This window comes from Paracoccus gahaiensis, from assembly GCF_005048225.1.
GTDB classification, from domain to species: domain Bacteria; phylum Pseudomonadota; class Alphaproteobacteria; order Rhodobacterales; family Rhodobacteraceae; genus Paracoccus; species Paracoccus gahaiensis.
Genome location: NZ_SUNI01000025.1, coordinates 20,663 through 40,506, shown reverse-complemented (window position 1 = coordinate 40,506; position 19,844 = coordinate 20,663). Strand labels below are relative to the sequence as shown.

General features: G+C 70.0%; 20 protein-coding genes. 12 read left to right on the top strand and 8 right to left on the bottom strand.

Translation table 11 applies throughout. From position 1 onward, the window contains the following. Positions 1–2,529 (bottom strand): AAA family ATPase (locus FA743_RS20820; RefSeq protein WP_136887411.1); only part of this gene is annotated, 2,529 nt, incomplete at its 3' end. 130 nt (positions 2,530–2,659) lie between these two features. On the opposite strand from FA743_RS20820, the gene FA743_RS17680 reads away from it, so the two are divergent. After that, positions 2,660–3,031, top strand: coding sequence for a CidA/LrgA family protein (locus tag FA743_RS17680; protein ID WP_342774419.1), 372 nt, complete (start codon positions 2,660–2,662; stop codon positions 3,029–3,031). Continuing rightward, the gene (locus FA743_RS17675; RefSeq protein WP_136887409.1) at positions 3,024–3,743 is read left to right on the top strand and encodes an LrgB family protein; all 720 of its coding nucleotides are present in this window, start codon (positions 3,024–3,026) and stop codon (positions 3,741–3,743) included. The genes FA743_RS17680 and FA743_RS17675 overlap by 8 nt, the downstream gene beginning before the upstream one ends. Positions 3,744–3,771: 28 nt before the next feature. On the opposite strand, the gene mog is transcribed toward FA743_RS17675, so the two are convergent. Together mog and FA743_RS17665 are read right to left on the bottom strand one after the other, a co-directional pair. Beyond that, positions 3,772–4,308: a molybdopterin adenylyltransferase gene (gene mog, locus FA743_RS17670; RefSeq protein WP_136887408.1), complete on the bottom strand. Its 537-nt coding sequence runs from the start codon at positions 4,306–4,308 to the stop codon at positions 3,772–3,774. Next, positions 4,305–5,534: an argininosuccinate synthase gene (locus tag FA743_RS17665; protein ID WP_169308931.1), complete on the bottom strand. Its 1,230-nt coding sequence runs from the start codon at positions 5,532–5,534 to the stop codon at positions 4,305–4,307. Before FA743_RS17665 ends, mog begins: the two co-directional genes overlap by 4 nt. Positions 5,535–5,746: 212 nt before the next feature. Between FA743_RS17665 and FA743_RS17660 the strand changes: the two genes are divergently transcribed. Both FA743_RS17660 and ilvA read left to right on the top strand, forming a co-directional pair. After that, the gene (locus FA743_RS17660; protein ID WP_136887406.1) at positions 5,747–6,280 is read left to right on the top strand and encodes an HIRAN domain-containing protein; all 534 of its coding nucleotides are present in this window, start codon (positions 5,747–5,749) and stop codon (positions 6,278–6,280) included. 139 nt (positions 6,281–6,419) lie between these two features. Beyond that, positions 6,420–7,661 carry a threonine ammonia-lyase IlvA gene (gene ilvA, locus FA743_RS17655; protein ID WP_136887405.1) on the top strand — a complete coding sequence of 414 codons (1,242 nt, stop codon included), beginning with the start codon at positions 6,420–6,422 and terminating at the stop codon, positions 7,659–7,661. Positions 7,662–7,677: 16 nt separating this feature from the next. Here ilvA and FA743_RS17650 read toward each other — a convergent pair whose 3' ends face one another. Further along, on the bottom strand, positions 7,678–8,037 hold the full coding sequence (locus FA743_RS17650) for a hypothetical protein (protein ID WP_136887404.1): 360 nt from the start codon (positions 8,035–8,037) through the stop codon (positions 7,678–7,680). Positions 8,038–8,161: 124 nt separating this feature from the next. Here FA743_RS17650 and FA743_RS17645 point away from each other — a divergent pair, with 124 nt between their 5' ends. After that, on the top strand, positions 8,162–9,451 hold the full coding sequence (locus FA743_RS17645; protein WP_136887403.1) for a PP2C family protein-serine/threonine phosphatase: 1,290 nt from the start codon (positions 8,162–8,164) through the stop codon (positions 9,449–9,451). Here the strand turns inward: FA743_RS17645 and FA743_RS17640 are convergent. Further along, entirely contained in the window at positions 9,448–9,891 is a 444-nt protein-coding gene (locus tag FA743_RS17640; protein ID WP_136887402.1) for an NUDIX domain-containing protein, read from the bottom strand. The genes FA743_RS17645 and FA743_RS17640 overlap by 4 nt on opposite strands. A 157-nt stretch (positions 9,892–10,048) precedes the next feature. Between FA743_RS17640 and hslO the strand changes: the two genes are divergently transcribed. From hslO to FA743_RS17610, 6 genes are all read left to right on the top strand, one after another. Then, a complete protein-coding gene (hslO, locus tag FA743_RS17635) occupies positions 10,049–11,071 on the top strand; it encodes an Hsp33 family molecular chaperone HslO (protein ID WP_136887401.1) in 1,023 nt (340 codons plus the stop codon). Next, positions 11,068–11,658 (top strand): NUDIX hydrolase, encoded by a 591-nt coding sequence (locus tag FA743_RS17630; protein WP_246055029.1) that lies wholly within the window; start codon positions 11,068–11,070, stop codon positions 11,656–11,658. The genes hslO and FA743_RS17630 overlap by 4 nt, the downstream gene beginning before the upstream one ends. Next, complete coding sequence (locus tag FA743_RS17625) at positions 11,655–12,812, top strand: CCA tRNA nucleotidyltransferase (RefSeq protein ID WP_136887400.1); 1,158 nt, start codon at positions 11,655–11,657, stop codon at positions 12,810–12,812. The genes FA743_RS17630 and FA743_RS17625 overlap by 4 nt, the downstream gene beginning before the upstream one ends. Beyond that, complete coding sequence (locus FA743_RS17620; protein WP_136887399.1) at positions 12,809–14,653, top strand: ABC transporter ATP-binding protein; 1,845 nt, start codon at positions 12,809–12,811, stop codon at positions 14,651–14,653. The genes FA743_RS17625 and FA743_RS17620 overlap by 4 nt, the downstream gene beginning before the upstream one ends. Next, entirely contained in the window at positions 14,650–15,876 is a 1,227-nt protein-coding gene (locus FA743_RS17615) for a class I SAM-dependent RNA methyltransferase (protein ID WP_136887398.1), read from the top strand. Before FA743_RS17620 ends, FA743_RS17615 begins: the two co-directional genes overlap by 4 nt. Before the next feature lie 64 nt (positions 15,877–15,940). Next, a complete protein-coding gene (locus FA743_RS17610) occupies positions 15,941–16,468 on the top strand; it encodes a L,D-transpeptidase family protein (protein ID WP_136887397.1) in 528 nt (175 codons plus the stop codon). Positions 16,469–16,567: 99 nt separating this feature from the next. On the opposite strand, the gene dalA is transcribed toward FA743_RS17610, so the two are convergent. After that, the gene (gene dalA, locus FA743_RS17605) at positions 16,568–17,083 is read right to left on the bottom strand and encodes a divisome-associated lipoprotein DalA (RefSeq protein WP_136887396.1); all 516 of its coding nucleotides are present in this window, start codon (positions 17,081–17,083) and stop codon (positions 16,568–16,570) included. 240 nt (positions 17,084–17,323) lie between these two features. Here dalA and FA743_RS17600 point away from each other — a divergent pair, with 240 nt between their 5' ends. Continuing rightward, positions 17,324–17,926 (top strand): L,D-transpeptidase, encoded by a 603-nt coding sequence (locus FA743_RS17600; RefSeq protein WP_136887395.1) that lies wholly within the window; start codon positions 17,324–17,326, stop codon positions 17,924–17,926. Positions 17,927–17,953: 27 nt separating this feature from the next. Here FA743_RS17600 and hemH read toward each other — a convergent pair whose 3' ends face one another. Beyond that, positions 17,954–18,997, bottom strand: coding sequence for a ferrochelatase (gene hemH, locus FA743_RS17595; RefSeq protein WP_136887394.1), 1,044 nt, complete (start codon positions 18,995–18,997; stop codon positions 17,954–17,956). Then, complete coding sequence (locus FA743_RS17590) at positions 18,994–19,827, bottom strand: methyltransferase domain-containing protein (RefSeq protein WP_136887393.1); 834 nt, start codon at positions 19,825–19,827, stop codon at positions 18,994–18,996. Before FA743_RS17590 ends, hemH begins: the two co-directional genes overlap by 4 nt. Positions 19,828–19,844 lie beyond the last annotated feature (17 nt).

Genomic DNA, 19,844 nt, shown 5'->3' with positions numbered 1-19,844 from the left:
CGCCTCGGCCTCGCGCAGGGCCAGGGCGGCGCGACGGTCCTGCAGCAGGGCGGGCCGGGACTGCGCCTCGGCCAGTTCAGCGGCGGCGGCCTCGCGGCGCGCGGCCAGTTCGCCGCCCCGGCTGCCAGCCTGATCCAGACGCTGGCGCCAGCCCGCCGCCTCGCGGGCGATGTCCTGCAGGCGCCGGTCGCGCGCGGCCCCCTCGCGGCGCAACTCCTCCAGCGCGGCGCGGCGGGACATGGTGGCGATGCGCGCCGCCTCGACCCCGGTGCGGGCGTGCTCCAGCGCCGCCTGCGCGTCGCCCTGATCCGGCAGCTCGGCCAGCTGCGCCTCGGCCCCGGTCAGGCGGGCGCGGGCCTCCGTCGCATCGGCGCGGTGGCGGGCCAGTTCGGCCCCCGCGCTGTCGACGCGGCTGGCGGCCATGGCCAGATCCGATTCGGCCCGAGTCGCCGCCCGGGCGACTTCCGACAGCGCGCGTTCGGCGGCGCGCCGGGCCTCGCGGGCCGAGGTCTCGGTCCGGGCGGCGTCCGACAGGGCCGCGCGGGCGGTCTCGTGGGTGGCGATGGCAGCCTCGGCCCGGGCCTGCGCGGCCTCGGCCTGCAGGCTGACCGCCGCCAGATCGTTCACCTTCTGCAGATGCAGCGCCGCCGAGGATCCCGCATCGGCGGCCATGACCCTGAGCCCGTCCCACCGGAACAGATCGCCCTGCGGCGTGACCAGCCGCTGCCCCGGCTGCAGGGCGCCCTGCAATTCGGCCCCCTGCCCCGCATCGCGCACGAGGCCCGTCTGCGACAGGCGCCGCGCCAGCAGGTCCGGGCCGGTCACATGCGGCGCCAAGGGCCCCGCCCCGTCCGGCAAGGGCTGCGGCGCGTCCCAGCCCGGCAGCCCGTGCCAGCCCGAGCCGTCGGTCGCCGGCCCCGCCCGCAGATCGTCGCCAAGCGCCGCCCCGAAGGCGGCCTCATATCCCCGCGCGACCTGCACCCGGTCCAGCAAGCTGTCGCCGGTCAGGCGGCCCCGCGCGACCAATCGCTGCAGGGCGTCACGCTCGGCCGTCAGGGCGCCCGCCTCGCCCTCGGCCCCGCTGCGGGCGGCGCGGGCCTCGGCCTCGGCAGCCTCGTGATCGGCGCGCAGACCTTCGGCCCCGGCCAGAGCCTCTTCGGCGGCCTCGACGCGGTCGCGGGCCTGATCCTGCGCCGCATCGGCCGAAGCCAGCGCAGTCCGGGCCGCCGCGCCCGCCGCGCCCGCCTGCTCCAGCGCCTCGGCGGCAGCAGTGGCGGCGCGCTCGGCCCGGTCGGCCATGGCGCGAAGATCGGCCACCAGCCGGTCGGCGGACTGATGGCGCGCGGCCAGGCGGGCCGCGTCGTCGGTCAGCTCGACCATCCGCGCCTCGATCCCGTGCAGCGCCTCGGCCGCCTCACCGGCCTGCGCCATGGCCAGATCCAGGCGGTCCTCATGACCCGCGCCGGACTCCTGCAGCGCGGCGCACTCGTGATCCAGCCGCGCCACGACCTCGGCAGCATCGCGGTTCAGCGCCTCTTCGCGGGCGATGTCGCGGTCCAGCTGGGAGATGCGCGCCACCAGCCCGCCGATCGCCTGCGCGGCCGCCGCCTCGGCCGCCTCCAGCGCCTCGCCGTCCAGCGCGACGCGGGCCAGAAGCGCGGCGGCGATCTGATCCTCGTCCCGCAGATCCGGCAGGCCCGCCTCTGCCGCCTCGCGCCGCGCCGCGGCCTCGGCGGCGGCGGCCCCCACTTCGGTGGCGGCGCGCAGGCCCTGGGCCAGCGCCTCCGCGGCGGCCAGACGCGCCGCCTCGGCCTCGGCCCAGCGGCGATAGAGCAGCGTGCCCTCGGCCAGCCGCAGCGCGGCGCCGATCTCGCGATATTTCGCCGCCGCACGGGCCTGGCGCGCCAGGGTCGCGGCCTGCGCCGACAGCTGGTCCAGCGTGTCGTCGACGCGCAGCAGGTTCGCCTCGGCCCCGTTCAGCTTCAGCTCGGCCTCGTGGCGACGCGCATAGAGGCCCGAGATGCCCGCCGCTTCCTCCAGGATGCGACGGCGGCTTTTCGGCTTGGCGTTGATCAGCTCGCTGATCTGGCCCTGCCGCACCAGCGCAGGGGAATGCGCCCCGGTCGAGGCATCCGCGAACAGCATCTGCACGTCGCGCGCCCGAACGTCCTTGCCGGCGATCTTGTAGGCGCTGCCCGCGTCGCGGGTGATGCGGCGGGTGATGTCGAACTGGTCGTCCTCGTTGAAGCCCGCGGGCGCCCGCCGGTCGCGGTTGTCGACGCTGAGCGAGACCTCGGCATGGGCGCGGGCATGGCGCCGGGTGGTGCCCGCGAAGATCACGTCCTCCATCCCGTCGCCGCGCATGGCGGTGGGGCGGTTCTCGCCCATGACCCAGCGCAGGGCCTCCAGCAGGTTGGACTTGCCGCAGCCATTGGGGCCGACCACGCCCGTCAGCCCCTCGCGGATGACCAGATCGGTCGGGTCCACGAAGCTTTTGAAGCCGTTGAGGCGCAGGCGGTCGAAGCGCAAGGGGCGGGTCCGTGGCAGGAGAGATCGGGACCGATTGTCCCTGCGCGGGCGGGACAAGTCAACCAAGGCGCAGGCGCCGAGGGATCTGGCGCGCGCGGCGGCGGCGGGCTAGCCTTGGCGCATGATCCGCATGCTTGCCATCATCCTGGGGTTCCAGCTGGTCGGAGAGGTCGCCTCGCGCGCCCTCGGCCTGCCGCTGCCCGGCCCGGTCCTGGGGCTGGTGCTGCTGGCCCTGGCCTGCATCCTGCGCCCCGCCCTGGCCGAGGCGATCCGGCCCACCGCCAGCGGGCTGCTGTCGCATCTGTCGCTGTTCTTCGTGCCGGCGGGCGTGGGGATCGTGGCGCATTGGGACCTGCTGCGGGTGCAGGGGCTGGGGCTGGCCGTCGCGATCATGGGATCGACGGCCCTTGCGCTGGCGGCGGGGGCCTGGGCCTTCAGCGTCGTGGCGCGGCTGACCGGGACCGAGGACCGCCAGGCCCTGAAGGACCAGGGCCGTGAGTGATCCGGTGCTGATCTGGTCCTATCTGGCGCAGGGCCCGCTGCTGTGGCTGACGGCGACGCTGCTGGCCTATCTGGCGGGCGACGCGCTGTCGAAGGCGACGGGACGGCAGAGCTGGGCCAACCCGGTGCTGATCGCGGTGATCCTGCTGGCGCTGCTGCTGATGGCCACGGGCACCGACTACGCCACCTATTTCGAGGGCGCGCAATTCGTCCATTTCATGCTGGGCCCGGCGACCGTCGCGCTGGCGCTGCCCTTGTACGACAACCTGCCGCGGCTGCGTCCCGCCGCCCTGCCGATGCTGGCGGGGCTTGTGGCCGGATCGGGGGTCGCGGTCGTCTCGGCCCTGCTGATCGCGCGGGCCTTCGGGATCGACGGCACGGTGCTGGCCTCGCTGGCGCCCAAGTCCACGACCGCCCCGGTGGCCATCGGCATCGCCGAGAAGCTGGGCGGCCAGCCCACCCTGACGGCGGCGCTGGTGCTGCTGACCGGCATCTTCGGCGCCATCATCGTGACGCCGCTGCTGAACGCGATGAGGATCCGCGACTGGCGGGCGCGGGGGCTGGCCGTGGGCGTCGCGGCGCATGGGATCGGGACGGCGCGGGCGTTTCAGGTCAATGCGACGGCGGGGGCGTTCTCGGGCATCGGCATGGGGCTGAACGCGGTGCTGACCGCTGTGATCGCGCCCCTGGCGCTGCGCCTGCTGGGCGGGTGAAGATGGGTATTTGAGCAAAGAAGAAGCGTCAGGTGCCTTTCGGGCGGAACGCGGCGATGCGGGCCGGGTCCGTCTCGATCCGCGCGGCCCCCATCAGGTCGAGGCAATAGGGAACGGCCGCGAAGACCGCATCGAGGCAGGTGGCGATGGCCGAGGGCTTGCCGGGGATGGTGATGATCAGCGTCCTGCCCCGGGTGGCGGCGGTCTGGCGCGACAGGATGGCGGTGGGCACTTCGCGCAGGGAGGCGCGGCGCATCTCCTCGCCGAAGCCGGGCAGCTCGCGGTCCATCACGTCGGCCACCGCCTCGGGGGTCAGGTCGCGCGGCGCGGGACCGGTGCCGCCGGTCACCAGGATCAGGTCGGCGCCGCCATCCGCCAGGTCGCGCAGCTTGCCCGCGACGACCTCGCGCCCGTCGGGCACGATGTGGCGGTCGATCCGCATCGGCGAGGTGATGACGCCGCGCAACCAGTCCTCGGCGCCGGGGCCGCCCTTGTCCTGATACTCGCCGCGCGACGCGCGGTCGCTGACGGTGAGGATGGCGATGCGGGCGGCCCGGTTGGTCATTTTGCGACGCGCGCGTTGCGGTTGGCGATCAGCTTCAGGCGCAGCGCGTTCAGGCGGATGAAGCCCGCGGCGTCCTTCTGGTCGTAGGCGCCGGCGTCATCCTCGAAGGTGACATGCGCCTCGCTGTACAGCGAGTGGTCCGACCAGCGGCCCACGCAGGTCGCCATGCCCTTGTAGAGCTTCAGCCGCACCGTGCCGGTCACATGCTCCTGCGATTTGTCGATCAGGGCCTGCAGCATCTCGCGTTCGGGGCTGAACCAGAAGCCGTTGTAGATCAGTTCCGCATAGCGCGGCATGATCGAATCCTTCAGATGCCCCGCGCCGCTGTCCAGCGTGATCTGCTCGATCCCGCGATGGGCCTCCAGCAGCACGGTGCCGCCCGGGGTCTCGTAGATGCCGCGCGACTTCATGCCGACGAAGCGGTTCTCCACGAAGTCCAGACGCCCGATGCCATGGGCGCCGCCCAGCTCGTTCAGCCGCGTCAGGATCGTGGCGGGCGACATCGCCTCGCCGTTGATCGCCACGGCGTCGCCCTTCTCGAAGCTCACCTCGATGAATTCGGGCGTGTCGGGCGCATCCTCGGGGTTGACGGTGCGCTGATAGACGTAATCGGGGGCGGCGACGGCGGGATCCTCCAGCGCCTTGCCCTCGCTGCTGGTGTGCAGCAGGTTCGCGTCCACGCTGAAGGGCGCCTCGCCGCGCTTGTCCTTGGCGATGGGGATCTGGTTCTGCTCGGCGAACTCGATCAGCTTGGTGCGCGAGGTCAGGTCCCATTCCCGCCAAGGTGCGATCACCCGGATCGAGGGGTCCAGCGCATAGGCCGACAGCTCGAACCGCACCTGGTCGTTGCCCTTGCCGGTCGCGCCATGGGCCACCGCGTCCGCGCCATGGTCCTGCGCCAACCGCACCAGATGCTGCGAGATCAGCGGCCGCGCGATCGAGGTGCCCAGCAGATACAGCCCCTCATACAGAGCATTGGCGCGGAACATCGGGAAGACGAAATCGCGCACGAATTCCTCGCGCACATCGACGATGTGGATGTTCTCGGCCGCGATGCCCAGCATCAGGGCCTTCTCGCGCGCCGGTTCCAGTTCCTCGCCCTGACCCAGATCGGCGGTGAAGGTGATGACCTCGCAGCCATATTCTGTCTGCAGCCATTTCAGGATGATCGAGGTGTCGAGGCCCCCGGAATAGGCGAGGACGACTTTTTTCGGCGCGTCGGACATGCGGTTAACCCTTCGTCGAAGTTTCGGAGGGAATAGGACCATTCGGACTCTGTCACAAGTCCATGTTGCCATCCCACCGCCCCGCCGTTGCCAATGCAAGGAAGCAAAATCCACGACGTGGCAATGATCACCAACGGCCTAAAATCGAAAACGAATCCTTGCTTTGGGGCACCGTCGGATGATCCTGCACCTCTTTTGATAAGGATGTAGAGATGGGATTGCTCGACTTTCTGTTTGGAAAAAAGGCTGCAAAGCATGCACGACGTGCGATGAAATTAGCCTTGCCTTCTAAAGGCGGCCCTGCACATCGAAAACCCCGCAGCGACGGACCAGATACGGCTCTTAAATGGGCCACGTTTCAAAATCCAATTTCCCGTCCAGAGGGATTGGTGCGCCTCGGTGCGACCAGCGAAGTCGCAGGAACTCACCACAGGCTTGACGCAGCGAAGGCGGCTGTCGCCGCCCTCTCTCGTCACAAGGAGGTCAGATCGGACCTGTTCCGTGAACCGAACAATCCCCACGACAGCAATGCAGTCCAAGTCTATATTTGGACCAAGTTCCTCGACGGAGAGTTGATCGGCTATCTGCCGCGCGACCAGGCCTTGGCGCTTTCGAGATACCCCGCCGAGATGCCGATCTCTTGCGAGATATCATCTATTCGAACAGACGGCCTGCAGTATTTTGTCAAACTCATTGTGCTCGTCCCTCCCAAGCAAGAACGGGTCAGGCGGGGTTGGGAAAGGTAAGTCTCTCTCCTGCCATCCCCGGTTCTTCGGCATTGATTAATCTGTAGGATCCGGCCAAGGCCTTTCAACCGACCACAAGACGGCATCGACACGGGTCTGAACCCTTGCCAAAGCCGCGCTTTCGCGGCATGGCGCGGGGATGGAAAACTTTGCCGCCGCCGTCCGCCTGGCCGAAGCCGCAATCCGCGACCTGTTCGAGCCCACGCCCCTGCAACGCAACGACCACCTGTCGGCGAAATTCGGCGCCGAGATCTGGCTCAAGCGCGAGGATCTGACGCCCGTGCGCAGCTACAAGCTGCGCGGCGCCTTCAACGCCATGCGCAAGCGGGTCGCGCCCGGCGCGCCCGGGCATTTCGTCTGCGCCAGCGCCGGCAACCATGCGCAGGGCGTGGCCTATGCCTGCCGCCATTTCGGCGCGCAGGGCACGATCTTCATGCCGGTCACCACCCCGGGGCAGAAGATCGACAAGACCCGCATGTTCGGCGGCGATGCCATCCGCATCGTGCTGACCGGCGACTATTTCGACCAGACCCTGGCCGCCGCGCAGGCCTTCTGCGCCGAGGAAGGCGCGCAGTTCCTGTCGCCCTTCGATGCGCCCGACGTGATCGAGGGGCAGGCGACCGTGGCCCTCGAGATGCTGACGCAGCTGGGCCGCGCACCCGATCTGGTGGTGCTGCCGGTGGGCGGCGGCGGGCTGTCGGCCGGCGTCAGCCAGTATCTGCAGACCGAGGCGCCCGCGACGCGCTTCGCCTTTGCCGAACCCCTGGGCGGCGCCAGCCTGAAGGCCGCGCTGCAGGCGGGCGGCCCCGTGACGCTGCCCGGCGTGGACAGCTTCGTCGACGGCGCGGCGGTGGCCCGGATCGGCGCCCTGCCCTTCGCGGCGCTGGCGCGCTTTGCACCCGCCGACGTGCATCTGGCCCCCGAGGACCGGATCTGCTGCACCATGCTGGAGATGCTCAACACCGAGGGCATCGTGCTGGAGCCCGCCGGCGCGCTGGCGCTGGACGTGCTGGGCGATTTGGGCGACCTGTCGGGCAAGACCGTGGTCGCGGTCTGCTCGGGCGGCAATTTCGACTTCGAGCGCCTGCCCGAGGTCAAGGAACGCGCGCAGCGCTTCCAGGGGCTGAAGAAGTATTTCGTCCTGCGCATGCCGCAGCGCCCCGGCGCCCTGCGCGATTTCCTGGATCTGCTGGGTCCCCAGGACGACATCGCGCGGTTCGAATATCTGAAGAAATCGGCCCGCAACTTCGGCTCGGTGCTGATCGGGATCGAGACCTCGGCCCCCGCCAACCTGACCGCGCTGATGGCGCGGCTGGACGGGTCGGGCTTCGCCTATCGCGACATCACCAATGACGGGATCCTGTCCGAATTGCTGGTCTGATCCCGCTCACCTCCCCTCACGGCGGGCGGGGCGGCCCGCCGCCCGAGGGTGCCCGGGCCATCACCAGCGGCAGATCGCGCAGGAAGGTCTGACGCGCATGGCCGAAGCTGGCCTTCAGCGCCGCCGTGCCCAGATCCAGATGTCCCTGTCGGGCCAGCTGCTCCTCGGCCTTGCAGCACAGGGACAGGCAGCTCAGGAACCCCATCTCGGCCGCGGCCCGGCGCAGGACGGGCAGCTCCCGCGCCAGATCCTGCGGGCGGGTGTCCAGACTTCGCAGCCGCATCTCGATGTCCAGCAGCGCCCGGTCCAGAAGCGCGACCAGACGGTCGGGGCCCACCTTGTCGCGCAGATCGAGCACCCGCTTCCAGTCGATCATGTGACGCCGCCTTTCGAATCGTCCCTGTTCCCGTTCTAGCCCCACCGGCTTGCCAATTGTTTAATGCGTGCGGGGCCGGGCGTCTTAACCGCGACTTTACCGGCACCGGGCTAGGTAGCAGGTCATGACAGTCGCGAATCGCCCCAGCCCCGTCTTCGGTCCGCCCCGGCCCCGGCCCCGCCGCCTCGTGCTGCTGGTCGATGACAGCGCGGCCTGGCGGCGGGTGCTGGGGGGCCTGCTGAAGATGGGCGGCTACGAGGTGATCGAGGCCGCCTCGGGCGCCGAGGCGCTGGATCTGTGCACGCGCCTGTCGCCCGATCTGGTGCTGACGGACTGGGCGATGACCGACATGTCGGGGCTGGACTTCTGCACCGCTTTCCGCCGCCTGCCGCGCAGCAATTACGGCTATGTCCTGCTGCAGACCACCGACACCGCCGCGCAGGCCATCAGCGCGGGGCTGGAGGCGGGGGTCGACGATTTCCTGACCAAGCCGGTCATCGCGCAGGATCTGCTGGCCCGCCTCTCCGCCTGCGAACGCATCCTGCGCATCCAGGAGGAATTGCAGGAGACCAATGCCCATCTGCGCCAGGCCATGATGCAGCTGTCCGACGCGCAGGCCGTGATGGAGCGGGACCTGTGCGAGGCGCGCAAGCTGCAGCAGGGGCTGGTGCGCGAACGCTCGGGCCAGTTCGGCCCCTTCGAGATCAGCCTGCTTCTGCGCCCGGCGGGCCATATCGGCGGCGATCTGGTCGGCTTCTTTCCCATCGGCCCCGACCGGCTTGGCCTCTATGCGCTGGACGTGTCGGGGCATGGTGTGACGGCGGCGCTGCTGACGGCGCAGCTCTCCGTCCATCTGTCGGCCGCCGCCGACGGCAACATCGCGCAGCGCGGCGCGCAGGACGCGGCCGGGGGGGCGGGCCCCGCCGCGCTGGCGCAGTTCTTCAACGCCATGATGCTGGAGGAGATGAGCACCGACACCTATTTCACGATGATCTATGGCGAGCTGGACCGGCTGACCGGGCAGGTGCGCATGGTGCAGGCGGGCCATCCCCATCCCGCCCTGCAGCGGGCCGACGGCACGATCACCCATCTGGGACGGGGCGGCATGCCCATCGGCCTGTTCGAGGACCCGCTGTTCGACGAGATCGAGGTGACGCTGCTGCCCGGCGACCGCCTGCTGATCACCTCGGACGGGATCACCGAGGCTGCGGCCCCCGACGGACGGCAGCTGGGGGCCGAGGGGCTGGATGCGGTGATGCGCACCAATGCCCTGCTGCAGGGCCATGCCTTCCTGGAATCGATGACCTGGTCGGTGTCGGAATTCTGCCGGGGCGAACGTCAGGACGACATGTCGGCCCTGCTGGTCGAGTTCCACGCCACGGGCCGGGTGATCCGGCTGGAGAACGGCCCCTAGCCCCGCGCCAGGAAGGCCCGCAGCACCGCGCGCGACCCCGGATCGACCAGCGCCGGAAGCGCCCGGTCGGGCGTCATCCAATGTGCGCTGTGGCCGGCCTCCGTCGGGGCGGACAGGCGCCGGATCGGGCGGGCCAGCCAGATCTGGCAGCGCTTCTCGGCATGCATGTCGTAATCCGGCATGAAGCAGAACCGGCGATAGCTGGACAGAAGCCGCGCGCCGCCGATGATCCAGCCGGTCTCCTCGGCCACCTCGCGATGCAGGGCGGCCAGCGCATGCTCTCCGGGATCGATCCCGCCGCCGGGCAGCTGGAATTCCGGGATGGGCGCCTGCTGATGCGTCAGCAGCAGGCGCCCGTCGCGCCACAGGATCGCATAGGCGCCGGGCCGGCGGCGATAGGGCTGCCCGGCCCGGGGCGGTTGTCCATAGCGCGGGGTCATGCGGTGCACCTGTCTGTCTGATGCCCCCTGATACCCCGGCCGGGCGGCGCGGGAAAGCCGCCCGGGGCCGGGCCCCCTTGGGATCGCCGCCAAATGCCCTATATTGGGCGCAACCGGGCCCGCCAGGGCGGTGCCGCTGCCATGTCAAGGATTGATGATGAACAAGATCAACCAGATAGCCTGGGACGATACGGTCCTGCCCTTCCAGCTTGACCGCTCGGCCATCCGCGGCCGGGTGGTGCGTCTGGACGGGGTGCTGGACCATGTCCTGTCGCGCCACGACTACCCCCCCGCCGTCAGCGCGCTGGTGGCCGAGATCGCGCTGCTGACCGCGCTGATCGGGCCGACCGTCAAGCTGCGCTGGAAGCTCAGCCTGCAGGTGCGCGGGAACGGTGCGATCCGCACCATCGCCGCCGATTACTTCGCGCCCGAGGGCGAGGACAAGCCCGCCCGCATCCGGGCCTGGGCCAGCTTCGACGCCGACCGGCTGGATGCGCGCGCGCCCTTCGATCAGATCGGCGACGGCTATTTCGCCATCCTGATCGACCAGGGACCGGGCAGCACCCCCTATCAGGGCATCACGCCGCTGACCGGGGGCACGCTGTCGGCCTGCGCGCAGACCTATTTTGCGCAATCCGAACAGCTGCCGACCCGGTTCCAGCTGGCCTCGGGCCTGTCGCGTGTCGCGGGCCAGCCGGCCCTATGGCGGGCGGGCGGCATCATGCTGCAGACCCTGCCCGCCCAGCCCGTCTCGCCCTCCGAGGGTGGCACCGGCGAGAACGGGCTGATCGCCGCTGCCGACATCCTGCAGGGCGCGGAATCCGAGGATTGGAACCGCGCCAACATCCTCTTGGACACGGTCGAGACGCTGGAGCTGATCGGCCCCACCGTGGGCCCCACCGACCTGCTGCTGCGCCTCTTCCACGAGGAGACCCCGCGCGTCTTCGATGCCCATCGGGTTGAGTTCGGCTGCTCCTGCACGGCGGACCGGGTGCGCGACACGCTGGCCATCTATTCGGCCAAGGATATCGGCCACATGACCACGCCCGAGGGGATCGTGACCGCCGATTGCCAGTTCTGCGGGGCGCATTACGAGTTCGACCCCCTCAGCCTGGGCTTCGAGGCGGTGATCGACGCCGAGGGCAACCCGATCTCGGGCAGCGACAAGGCGGCCGAGTGACGATCTGGTCCGAACGCCGCCTGACGGATGCATTGCGGGCGCCGGCAGGGCCCAGTTCGGATTACGACCTGAACCCCGAGGTCGCGCCGCCCGCAGCACCCCTGCGCGCGGCGGGCGTTCTGGCGGCCTTTCACGAGGGTGACGGGCGGCTGGTGCTGACCAAGCGCGCCTCGGGGCTGCGCCACCATCCGGGCCAGATCGCCCTGCCCGGCGGCAAGGTCGATCCGGGCGATGCGGATGCGGTGGCCGCCGCCTTGCGCGAGGCGCGCGAGGAGGTGGGGCTGGACCCCGCGCAGGTGCGCATCCTGGGCACCCTGCCGCCCCATCGCACCGTCACCGGCTTTGCCGTCACCCCGGTGCTGGCGGTGATCCGCGGTCCCTTCACCCCCGTTCCCGAGGCGGGCGAGGTGCAGGAGGTCTTCACCCTGCCCTTCGACCATATCGCCGACCCCGCGCGCTACCGGATCGAGCGGCGGCGCTGGCGGGGCGGCTGGCGCAGCTATCACGCGGCGCCCTTTGGGCCCTATTACCTCTGGGGGGCGACCGCGCGCATCCTTCTGGGGCTGGCCCGCAGGCTGTCGTTATGACGCAGCTACCCCCGCAGATCCTGCAGGACCCAGCCCTGCGGCGCGTGTTGGACGCCCTTCAGGCGCAAGGCGACGGGGCCTGGCTGGTGGGCGGCGTGGTGCGCAATGCCCTGCTGGGCGAGCCGGTGGATGATATCGACATCGCCACCGACGCGACGCCCGACCGCGTGCAGGCCCTGGCCCGCGCGGCGGGGCTGCGCGCCGTGCCCACGGGGATCGACCACGGCACCGTGACGCTGGTGGCGGATGGCCAAGGCTTCGAGGTCACCACCTTCCGCCGCGATATCGAGACCGACGGCCGCCACGCCACCGTCGCCTTCTCGACCGACCTGGCCGAGGATGCAGCGCGGCGCGATTTCACGATGAACGCGCTCTATGCCGACGCTTCGGGGCAGGTGATCGACCCGGTGGGCGGCCTGCCCGATCTGGCGGCGCGGCATCTGCGCTTCGTGGGCGACCCCGAGGCCCGGATTGCCGAGGATTACCTGCGCATCCTGCGCTTCTTCCGCTTCTTCGCGCGCTATGGCCGGCAGGCCGACCCCGCTGCCGTCGCTGCCTGCGCCGCCCATCGGGACGGCCTGTCCCGTATCGCCCGCGAGCGCATCGGGGCCGAGACGAAGAAGCTGCTGGCCGCCCCCGATCCCGGCCCGGCGGTCGCGTTGATGGCCCAGACCGGGGTGCTGGATCTGGTGCTGCCCGGCGCCGATCCCGCGGCGCTGGATGCCCTGCTGGCCGCCGAGCCCGCGCCGGGCGGCTGGCTGCGTCGTCTGGCGGCGCTGTGCCCCACAGGTCCCGCCCCCGACCTGCGCCTGTCGCGGGCCGAGGCGCGCGCCCTGTCCGCGCTGCATCAGGCCCGCGCCAGGGACTGGTCGCTGGACGAGGCCGCCTTCCGCCTGTCCCCCGAGGCCGCCGCCGACCATGCGGTGCTGAGGGCGGCGCAAGGCCACCCCCTGCCCCCCGACCTGTCCGCGCGCATCGCCGCCGCCACCGAGATCCCGATGCCCATCGCCGCCGCCGACCTGGCCCCGCTGGAGGGTCCGGCGCTTGGCCGCGCGCTGAAGGCCGCCGAGGCCGCCTGGATCGCCTCGGGCTTCACCCTGCCCGCCCCCGCGCTGATCGACGCGGCGCTGCTGGCCGAAGAGGATCCGACATGAGCCTTCACGCCCGCTTCGGCCGCATGGTCGACGCCTTTCGCCCCGCCGAGGGCGCGCCGCCCGCCACCCTGCTGGCCTTCTTCCGCTGGTGCCTGTCGGGAGCCTGGCCGGGTTTGGGATTCGCGGCCTTCGCCTCGGCGCTTGGCGGCATGGCGGATGTCGTCTCGGCCCTGCTGCTGGGGCTGGTCGTCGATGCGGTGGCGGGCAGCCCGCCCGGCACCTTCTGGGCGGACAACTGGGGGCTGGTCGCGCTGTTCGCGGGCTTCTTCCTGGTGATCCGTCCCGCCGTCTTCGGCCTCTCGACCGCCAGCTCCAACGTCATCATCGGGCCGAACATCCTGCCCCTGGTGCTGTCGCGCCTTCATCGCTGGACGATGGGCCATGCGGTGACCTTTTTCGACAACGACTTTGCCGGGCGGCTGGCGCAGAAGCAGATGCAGACCGCCCGCGCCGTCACCGATGTGGCATCCGAGATGGTGAACGTGGTGGCCTTCGCGCTGGCCTCGGTCATCGGCTCGGCGGTGTTCCTCTTGGGCGTGGATGCCTGGGGGGCGCTGGCGCTGGTCGCCTGGCTGGCCAGCTATGGCTTTCTGATCCGCTTCTTCCTGCCGCGCATCCGGGCCAAATCGGGGGCGCGCGCCTCGGCCCGCGCCAATGTCACGGGGCAGGTCGTCGACACGATCACCAACATCAAGACGGTCAAGCTGTTCGCCCATGCCGATCACGAGGATCAGGCCGCCCTTGGCGCCATGGCGGGCTTTCGCGAACGCGCGCTGGATTTCGGCGTCGTGTCCACCTGGTTCCGGCTGTCGCTGATGTTCGTGGCGGGCATCCTGCCGGTGATCCTGGTCGGCGGCTCGATCATGCTGTGGCGCGACGGCGCGGCGACGGTGGGCGATGTGGCGGCCTCGGGCGCCATCGCCATGCGGCTGTCCCAGATGACCGGATGGGTCAGCATGGCCCTGATGGGCATGTGGGGCAGCATCGGCGAGGTCGAGGACGGGATGAAGACCCTGTCCCCGCCGCATGACCTGACCGACGCCCCGGATGCCGAGGCGCTGACCCGGGTGCAGGGCCGGATCGAGTTCGACCATGTGGCCTTCGCCTATGGCCGCGACGAGGGCGGCATCCGCGACATGTCCGTCACCATCGCGGCGGGCGAGAAGATCGGCATCGTCGGCGCCTCGGGGGCGGGGAAATCGACCCTGGTGGGGCTGCTCCTGCGGCTTTACGATGTCGAGGGCGGCGCGATCCGCATCGACGGGCGCGACCTGCGCGCGGTCACGCAGGAAAGCCTGCGCCGCCAGATCGCCATGGTCACGCAGGAGACCGCGATGTTCAACCGCTCGGCCCGCGACAACATCCTCTATGGCCGCCCCGACGCGACCGAGGCCGAGATCACCGCCGCCGCGACCGCCGCCGAGGCGCATGACTTCATCCTGGGGCTGGAGGATTACGCGGGCCGCACCGGCTATGACGCGCATTTAGGCGAACGCGGGGTCAAGCTGTCGGGCGGGCAGCGCCAGCGGATCGCGCTGGCCCGCGCCTTCCTCAAGGACGCGCCGATCCTGGTGCTGGACGAAGCGACCAGTGCCTTGGACAGCGAGGTCGAGGCGCAGGTGCAGGACGCCCTGACCCGCGCCATGCGCGGCAAGACCGTGCTGGCCATCGCCCACCGCCTGTCCACCATCGCCGAACTGGACCGTATCCTGGTCATCGAGGATGGCGAGATCGTCGAACAGGGTAGCCATGACGCCCTGCTGGCGCGCGGCGGACGCTATGCCCGCTACTGGACGCGGCAATCGGGCGGGTTCCTGGGCACCGAAGAGGCCGCCGAATGAGCCTGTGGACGGTCGAGCGCCTCGGTCGCAAGGGCGATGGCGTGGCGGTGGGCGCGGAGGGCGCCCGCGCGCTGGCCGCCCTGACCCTGCCCGGCGAGCGGATCGAGGGCGAGGCAGTCGACGGCCGCATCGCCGCGCCCCGCATCATGACCCACTCGCCCGACCGGGTGCGCCCGATCTGCGGCCATTACCGCGCCTGCGGGGGCTGTTCGCTGATGCATGCCTCGGACGCGTTCACGTCCGACTGGAAACGGCAGGTGGTTCAGACCGCGCTGGACGCGCAGGGGATCGCCGCGCCCCCGGCGCAGATCCACGTCTCGCCGCTGATGTCGCGGCGGCGGGCGGTGCTGTCGGGGCGGCGCACGAAAAAGGGCGCGACGGTGGGCTTCCATGCCCGCGCCTCGGAGGTGATCGTCGATCTGGCCGAATGCCATGTCATGCGCCCCCAGATCACCGCCGCCCTGCCGCTGCTGCGCCGGATCGTGACGGCGGGCGCCTCGCGCGCGGCCGAGGTGACGATGACGGTCATCCACGGCCCCGCCGGGCTGGACATCGCCCTGCGCGGCGGCAAGCCGATGGATCCGGCGCTGTTCCAGGCGCTGGCGGCGCTGGCCGACGAGGGCGATCTGGCGCGGCTGGACTGGGACGGCCAGGCGATCACCCGCCGCGCCCCCGCCCTGCCCATGGGCCCCGCGCAGGTCGTCCCGCCCCCCGGCGCCTTCCTGCAGGCCACCGCCGAGGGCGAGGCCGCGCTGCTGGCCGCCATCCGCGACAGCGTCGCGGGGGCCACGCGCATCGCGGATCTGTTCGCGGGCTGCGGCACCTTCACCCTGCCCTTGGCGCGCCACGCGCAGGTCCATGCGGTCGAGGGGCTGGCCGCGCCGCTGGCCGCGCTTGATTCGGGCTGGCGGGCCGCGGCGGGGCTGAACCGGGTCACGACCGAGGTCCGCGACCTGGCACGCCGCCCCCTGATGGCCGATGAACTGGATCGATTTGACGCGATCGTGATTGACCCGCCGCGCGCCGGAGCGGCGGCCCAGATGGCCCAGATCGCCGCCGCGCGCGTGCCGGTCATCGCCCAGGTTGCCTGCGATCCCGTGAATTTTGCCAAAGATGCGCGGATATTGGCCGATGCGGGATACCACATCCACAGGTTGTGGGTTGTCGATCAGTTCCGCTTTTCGCCGCATGTCGAAATCGTCGCGGCCTTAACCGTCCGCTAGGCAGTGGCGTGCTAGTCATGATATCGAAGGATCACAAAAAACCAAAAACACGTCAGAGGCAGTGATGAGCAGACTGAGCCGCAGGACTTTCGCCATTTCGACGCTGGCCTTGCTGGCCGCCTGTGGCAGCCCGCCCCCCAAACAGACCCCTGCCTTTAACCGCTATGCGGGGCCGCCGGTCACGCAGGTCTCGATCAACAAGGGACAGCGGCGGATGCATCTGCTGAATGGCAGCACGGTGCTGAAATCCTACGATGTCAGCCTGGGCAACCAGCCCGCCGGGCACAAGCAGTTCTCGGGCGACGGCAAGACGCCCGAAGGGGTCTATTTCATCGACCGGTTCAACCCGCGCAGCGCGTTCCACCTGTCGGTCGGCATCTCCTATCCAAATCCCAATGACCGCGCCTTCGCCGAAGCCTATGGCCGCGATCCGGGCGGCGACATCTTCATCCACGGGCGCGGGCCGCAGGGCAACACCCTTTTCCCGCAGCAGCGCGACTGGACCGCCGGCTGCATCGCCGTCACGGACGAAGAGATCGAAGAGATCTACGCCATGCTGATGCCCGGCACCCCCATCGTCATCTATCCCTGACGGCGCCTCTCCACCGCGTCTGGCATGAAGAAAGGCCCCGGAACCGTCCGGGGCCTTTCTTCATGCCAGACGCCCCACAGGTCGTGTGGCACCCTCGCCTCAGGCGGCGGTCAGCAGCGTCCACCAGACCTTGCCCGAGGGCTCGCGGAACCAGGCGAAGCCCAGCTGGGTCGCGGTCGGGTCCATGATGACGTCGCGGGTGTCGCGGGTGCTCATCCAGGCGGACAGGGTCTCGATCTCGTCCTCGTAGGTCTCGGAAATGTTCTCGCCGATCAACCGCCCCGTATGGCCCTGCCGCTGCGCGCGGTCCAAGGGCGAGGATCCGTCCGAGCCCCAGTGCCAGGCCCGGTTCTGCGCCGACATGTCGCGCGAATGGGCCAGCGCCGCCGCGTCCAGCTGCGGGCTGGGCTGCAGCGGAGCCAGCGCGATATTTGCGCGCAGGGTGTTGATCTGCTGCAACACGCGCCCGGCAATCGCCGCATCGTCGTTGACCGCAGGCGCGGCGGCAATGGCGGGATCGACCGGTGCGACCAGCGGAGGCTGCGACAGGTTGCGCGGTCCGCAGGCCGTCAGAGCCAGCATGGACAGAATGACAAGTGCCTTGATTTTCTTCATGTTCCGTCGGATCCCCTCGCGCGGCTGCCCCTGTCCTACCCAAGGAGCCGCACAGGTTCAAACGCAACTTGGCGTGATCGGGGCAGGTCGTGGCCGGCCTTGGACAAAACGCCGGATTGATTTGCTGCGGATCGGCCCGAACGCTATATTCGGGGGCATCGCGGGACCGGAATCGTCCCGACCGCCAGAACCCCCAAGCCCGCCCTCAAGAGCGGTGATCCGAACGAAGGACATGAGTGGATGAGCACGTCGTTTTCCGTCAATCGAAGGGCCTTTCTGGGCTCTGCCGCAGCCCTCGGGGCTGCAGGTCTGGCGCTGCCCGCATGGGCGCAGCAGATCGATCCCGCCACGGGCGCACCGGTCGCCACCGGACCGGCGCCGCAGCACAACATCTCCAGCTTTCGCGGCCAGGACTGGCGCCCGCATTTCCAGAACCTGACCAATGGCGCGATCCTGTGCGACCTGACCTCGCGCGCGGTCCATTACTGGTCCGAGGACGAGGCGACCTACCGGGTCTATCCCAGCTCGATCCCGGTCAGCGACGATCTGGTCCGCACCGGCCGGACCGAGATCATCAAGAAGGTCGACGGCCCCTCCTGGGCGCCGACGCCGGCGATGCGCGAGCGCAATCCCGAATGGCCGGAATTCGTGCCGCCGGGGCCGGACAATCCGATGGGCACCCATGCGCTGTGGCTGACCTGGCAGTATTACCGCATCCACGGCACGCATGACACGCGCAAGATCGGCCGCAAGTCGTCGAACGGCTGCATCGGCCTCTATAACGAGCATATCGCCGAACTGTTCGCGATGACCAAGGTCGGCACGCAGGTTCTGGTGATGTAGGACGGGGCCCCGCGGGGCCCCTTTCGCTTAGCTGCGCGGCTCGACCCATCCGCCGATATTGTCGCGGATCACCTCCAGCATGACCCGGATATGTGCCGGGTCGTCGTTCAGGCAGGGGATGTACTGGAAGTGGTGCCCCCCGGCCTCCTCGAAGGCCTCCGCGATCTCGCCGTTGATCTCTTCCAGCGTCTCGATGCAATCCGACGAGAAGGCGGGAGAAATCACCGCGATGTCCGTATGCCCCTGCTTGGCCAGCTCGGCCACATGCTCGACCGTGTAGGGCTTCAGCCATTCCTCGCGCCCGAAGACCGACTGGAAGGTCGTGTCGATGATCCCCTCGGGCCAGCCCAGTTCCTCGCGCAGCAGGCGCGAGGTCTTCTGGCACTGGCAATGATAGGGATCGCCCTGCATCAGATAGCGCTTCGGCATGCCGTGATAGCTGGCGACCAGCTTCTTGGGCACCTTGCCGTCCAGCGCGCGGCGCACGCTGTCGGCCAGCGCCTTGATGTAATCGGGGCGGCTGACATAGGGCTCGACGGTGCGCACGGCAGGCTGCCAGGTCTGCTCCATCAGCCCACGGAACAGCTGGTCGTTGGCCGTGGCCGAGGTCGGCCCCGCATATTGCGGATAGAGCGGCAGGAACACGATGCGCCGGCAGCCCGCCTCGACCATGCGCTCCAGCACGTCCTTGGTCGAGGGGTTGCCATAGCGCATGCAGAAATCGACCATGACCTGATCGCCCCATTCCTCCTCGGCCAGTGCGGCCAGCGCGCGGGTCTGGGACTTGGTGATGGTCAGCAGCGGGCTTTCGTTTTCCTCGTGGTTCCAGATCAGCTTGTAGTTCTTGCCCGAGCTGAACGGCCGCCGCGTCAGGATCACCCCCTGCAACAGCGGCTGCCAGATCCATTTCGACAGATCGACCACGCGCTTGTCGGACAGGAACTCGTTCAGATAGCGGCGCATCGACCAATAGTCATAACCGTCGGGCGTGCCCAGATTGGCGATCAGGATGCCGGTCTTGGCAGGCTTGACCGAGGGGTGGTCGGCGGGCGCATGGGTGGGTCGCATCATGGTTTCCTGAGTTTGGCCAAGGCATCGGCCAGAGAGGTCTGGGCCGAGCCCGGGCGCAGGGGCTTGGGCTGGCTGTCCGAGGGCGCCCAGCCCGTCAGAAAGACCAGATCGAATGTGACGGCGACACGGGACGGATCGTCGCGGTCGGGGCTGTGGCGGGCCATCTGCGTGGCGGCTAGGTCCAGCACCGCGCGGCGCGTGGGCGTGCGGCGCCGGGCGGCCATCGCATTGCCCTCGCCCATGGCGCGCAGGTCGCGGGCCAGGTGGAACAGGTCGCGATAGCTGGCGCGCTGAGGCAGGACATCTGCCACCGGCAGGGCCAGCCCGGACCGGTGCAGCAGCCCGCCCAGATCGCGGATCTCGCCCATCGGCAGGACGCGGGGCGACAGGCCGCCGGTCAGCAGGGACTCGGCTTGCGCCAGGGCGGCGCGCAGTTCCGTCAGGGTCTGGTTGCCGAAGGCCACGCCGATGAACAGCCCGTCCTCGCGCAGCGCCCGGCGGCATTGCACGATCTGGCCCACCGGGTCGTCGGCCCAGTGCAGCGACAGGGCGTGGATGACCAGATCATGCGCCCCCGGTGCCAGGTCCAGCACCGGATCGTCGGCCACCACCTGGGCGCCCGGGAAGCGGTCGCCCCAGAATTCGGGAAATCCCGTCACCAGCGCGGGATCGGTAAACGTCCTGTTAACCTCGCGCAGCCTATCCTGGATCTCGTCGGCGGCGATGCGGTGGAACAGATCGACCGGCCCAAGGCGCCGCGCGCGGTCGCGCTGGCGCAGCAGGGCGGCGCGGTCGGTCAGGGCGGGTCTGGGGGATGCGGGGTCGGTCATGGGCATGCAACATAGGA

Excerpts from the sequence above, each read along its gene's own strand:
- FA743_RS17615 (WP_136887398.1), top strand. The coding sequence starts at position 14,650 with ATGAGCCTGTGGACGGTCGAGCGCCTCGGTCGCAAGGGCGATGGCGTG.
- FA743_RS17650 (WP_136887404.1), bottom strand. The coding sequence starts at position 8,037 with ATGATCGACTGGAAGCGGGTGCTCGATCTGCGCGACAAGGTGGGCCCC.
- FA743_RS17600 (WP_136887395.1), top strand. The coding sequence starts at position 17,324 with ATGAGCACGTCGTTTTCCGTCAATCGAAGGGCCTTTCTGGGCTCTGCC.
- FA743_RS17645 (WP_136887403.1), top strand. The coding sequence starts at position 8,162 with ATGACAGTCGCGAATCGCCCCAGCCCCGTCTTCGGTCCGCCCCGGCCC.
- FA743_RS17625 (WP_136887400.1), top strand. The coding sequence starts at position 11,655 with ATGACGCAGCTACCCCCGCAGATCCTGCAGGACCCAGCCCTGCGGCGC.
- dalA (WP_136887396.1), bottom strand. The coding sequence starts at position 17,083 with ATGAAGAAAATCAAGGCACTTGTCATTCTGTCCATGCTGGCTCTGACG.
- FA743_RS17680 (WP_342774419.1), top strand. The coding sequence starts at position 2,660 with ATGCTTGCCATCATCCTGGGGTTCCAGCTGGTCGGAGAGGTCGCCTCG.
- FA743_RS17590 (WP_136887393.1), bottom strand. The coding sequence starts at position 19,827 with ATGACCGACCCCGCATCCCCCAGACCCGCCCTGACCGACCGCGCCGCC.
- mog (WP_136887408.1), bottom strand. The coding sequence starts at position 4,308 with ATGACCAACCGGGCCGCCCGCATCGCCATCCTCACCGTCAGCGACCGC.
- FA743_RS17640 (WP_136887402.1), bottom strand. The coding sequence starts at position 9,891 with ATGACCCCGCGCTATGGACAACCGCCCCGGGCCGGGCAGCCCTATCGC.
- FA743_RS17620 (WP_136887399.1), top strand. The coding sequence starts at position 12,809 with ATGAGCCTTCACGCCCGCTTCGGCCGCATGGTCGACGCCTTTCGCCCC.
- hslO (WP_136887401.1), top strand. The coding sequence starts at position 10,049 with ATGAACAAGATCAACCAGATAGCCTGGGACGATACGGTCCTGCCCTTC.
- FA743_RS17665 (WP_169308931.1), bottom strand. The coding sequence starts at position 5,534 with ATGTCCGACGCGCCGAAAAAAGTCGTCCTCGCCTATTCCGGGGGCCTC.
- FA743_RS17610 (WP_136887397.1), top strand. The coding sequence starts at position 15,941 with ATGAGCAGACTGAGCCGCAGGACTTTCGCCATTTCGACGCTGGCCTTG.
- FA743_RS17660 (WP_136887406.1), top strand. The coding sequence starts at position 5,747 with ATGGGATTGCTCGACTTTCTGTTTGGAAAAAAGGCTGCAAAGCATGCA.
- ilvA (WP_136887405.1), top strand. The coding sequence starts at position 6,420 with ATGGAAAACTTTGCCGCCGCCGTCCGCCTGGCCGAAGCCGCAATCCGC.
- hemH (WP_136887394.1), bottom strand. The coding sequence starts at position 18,997 with ATGATGCGACCCACCCATGCGCCCGCCGACCACCCCTCGGTCAAGCCT.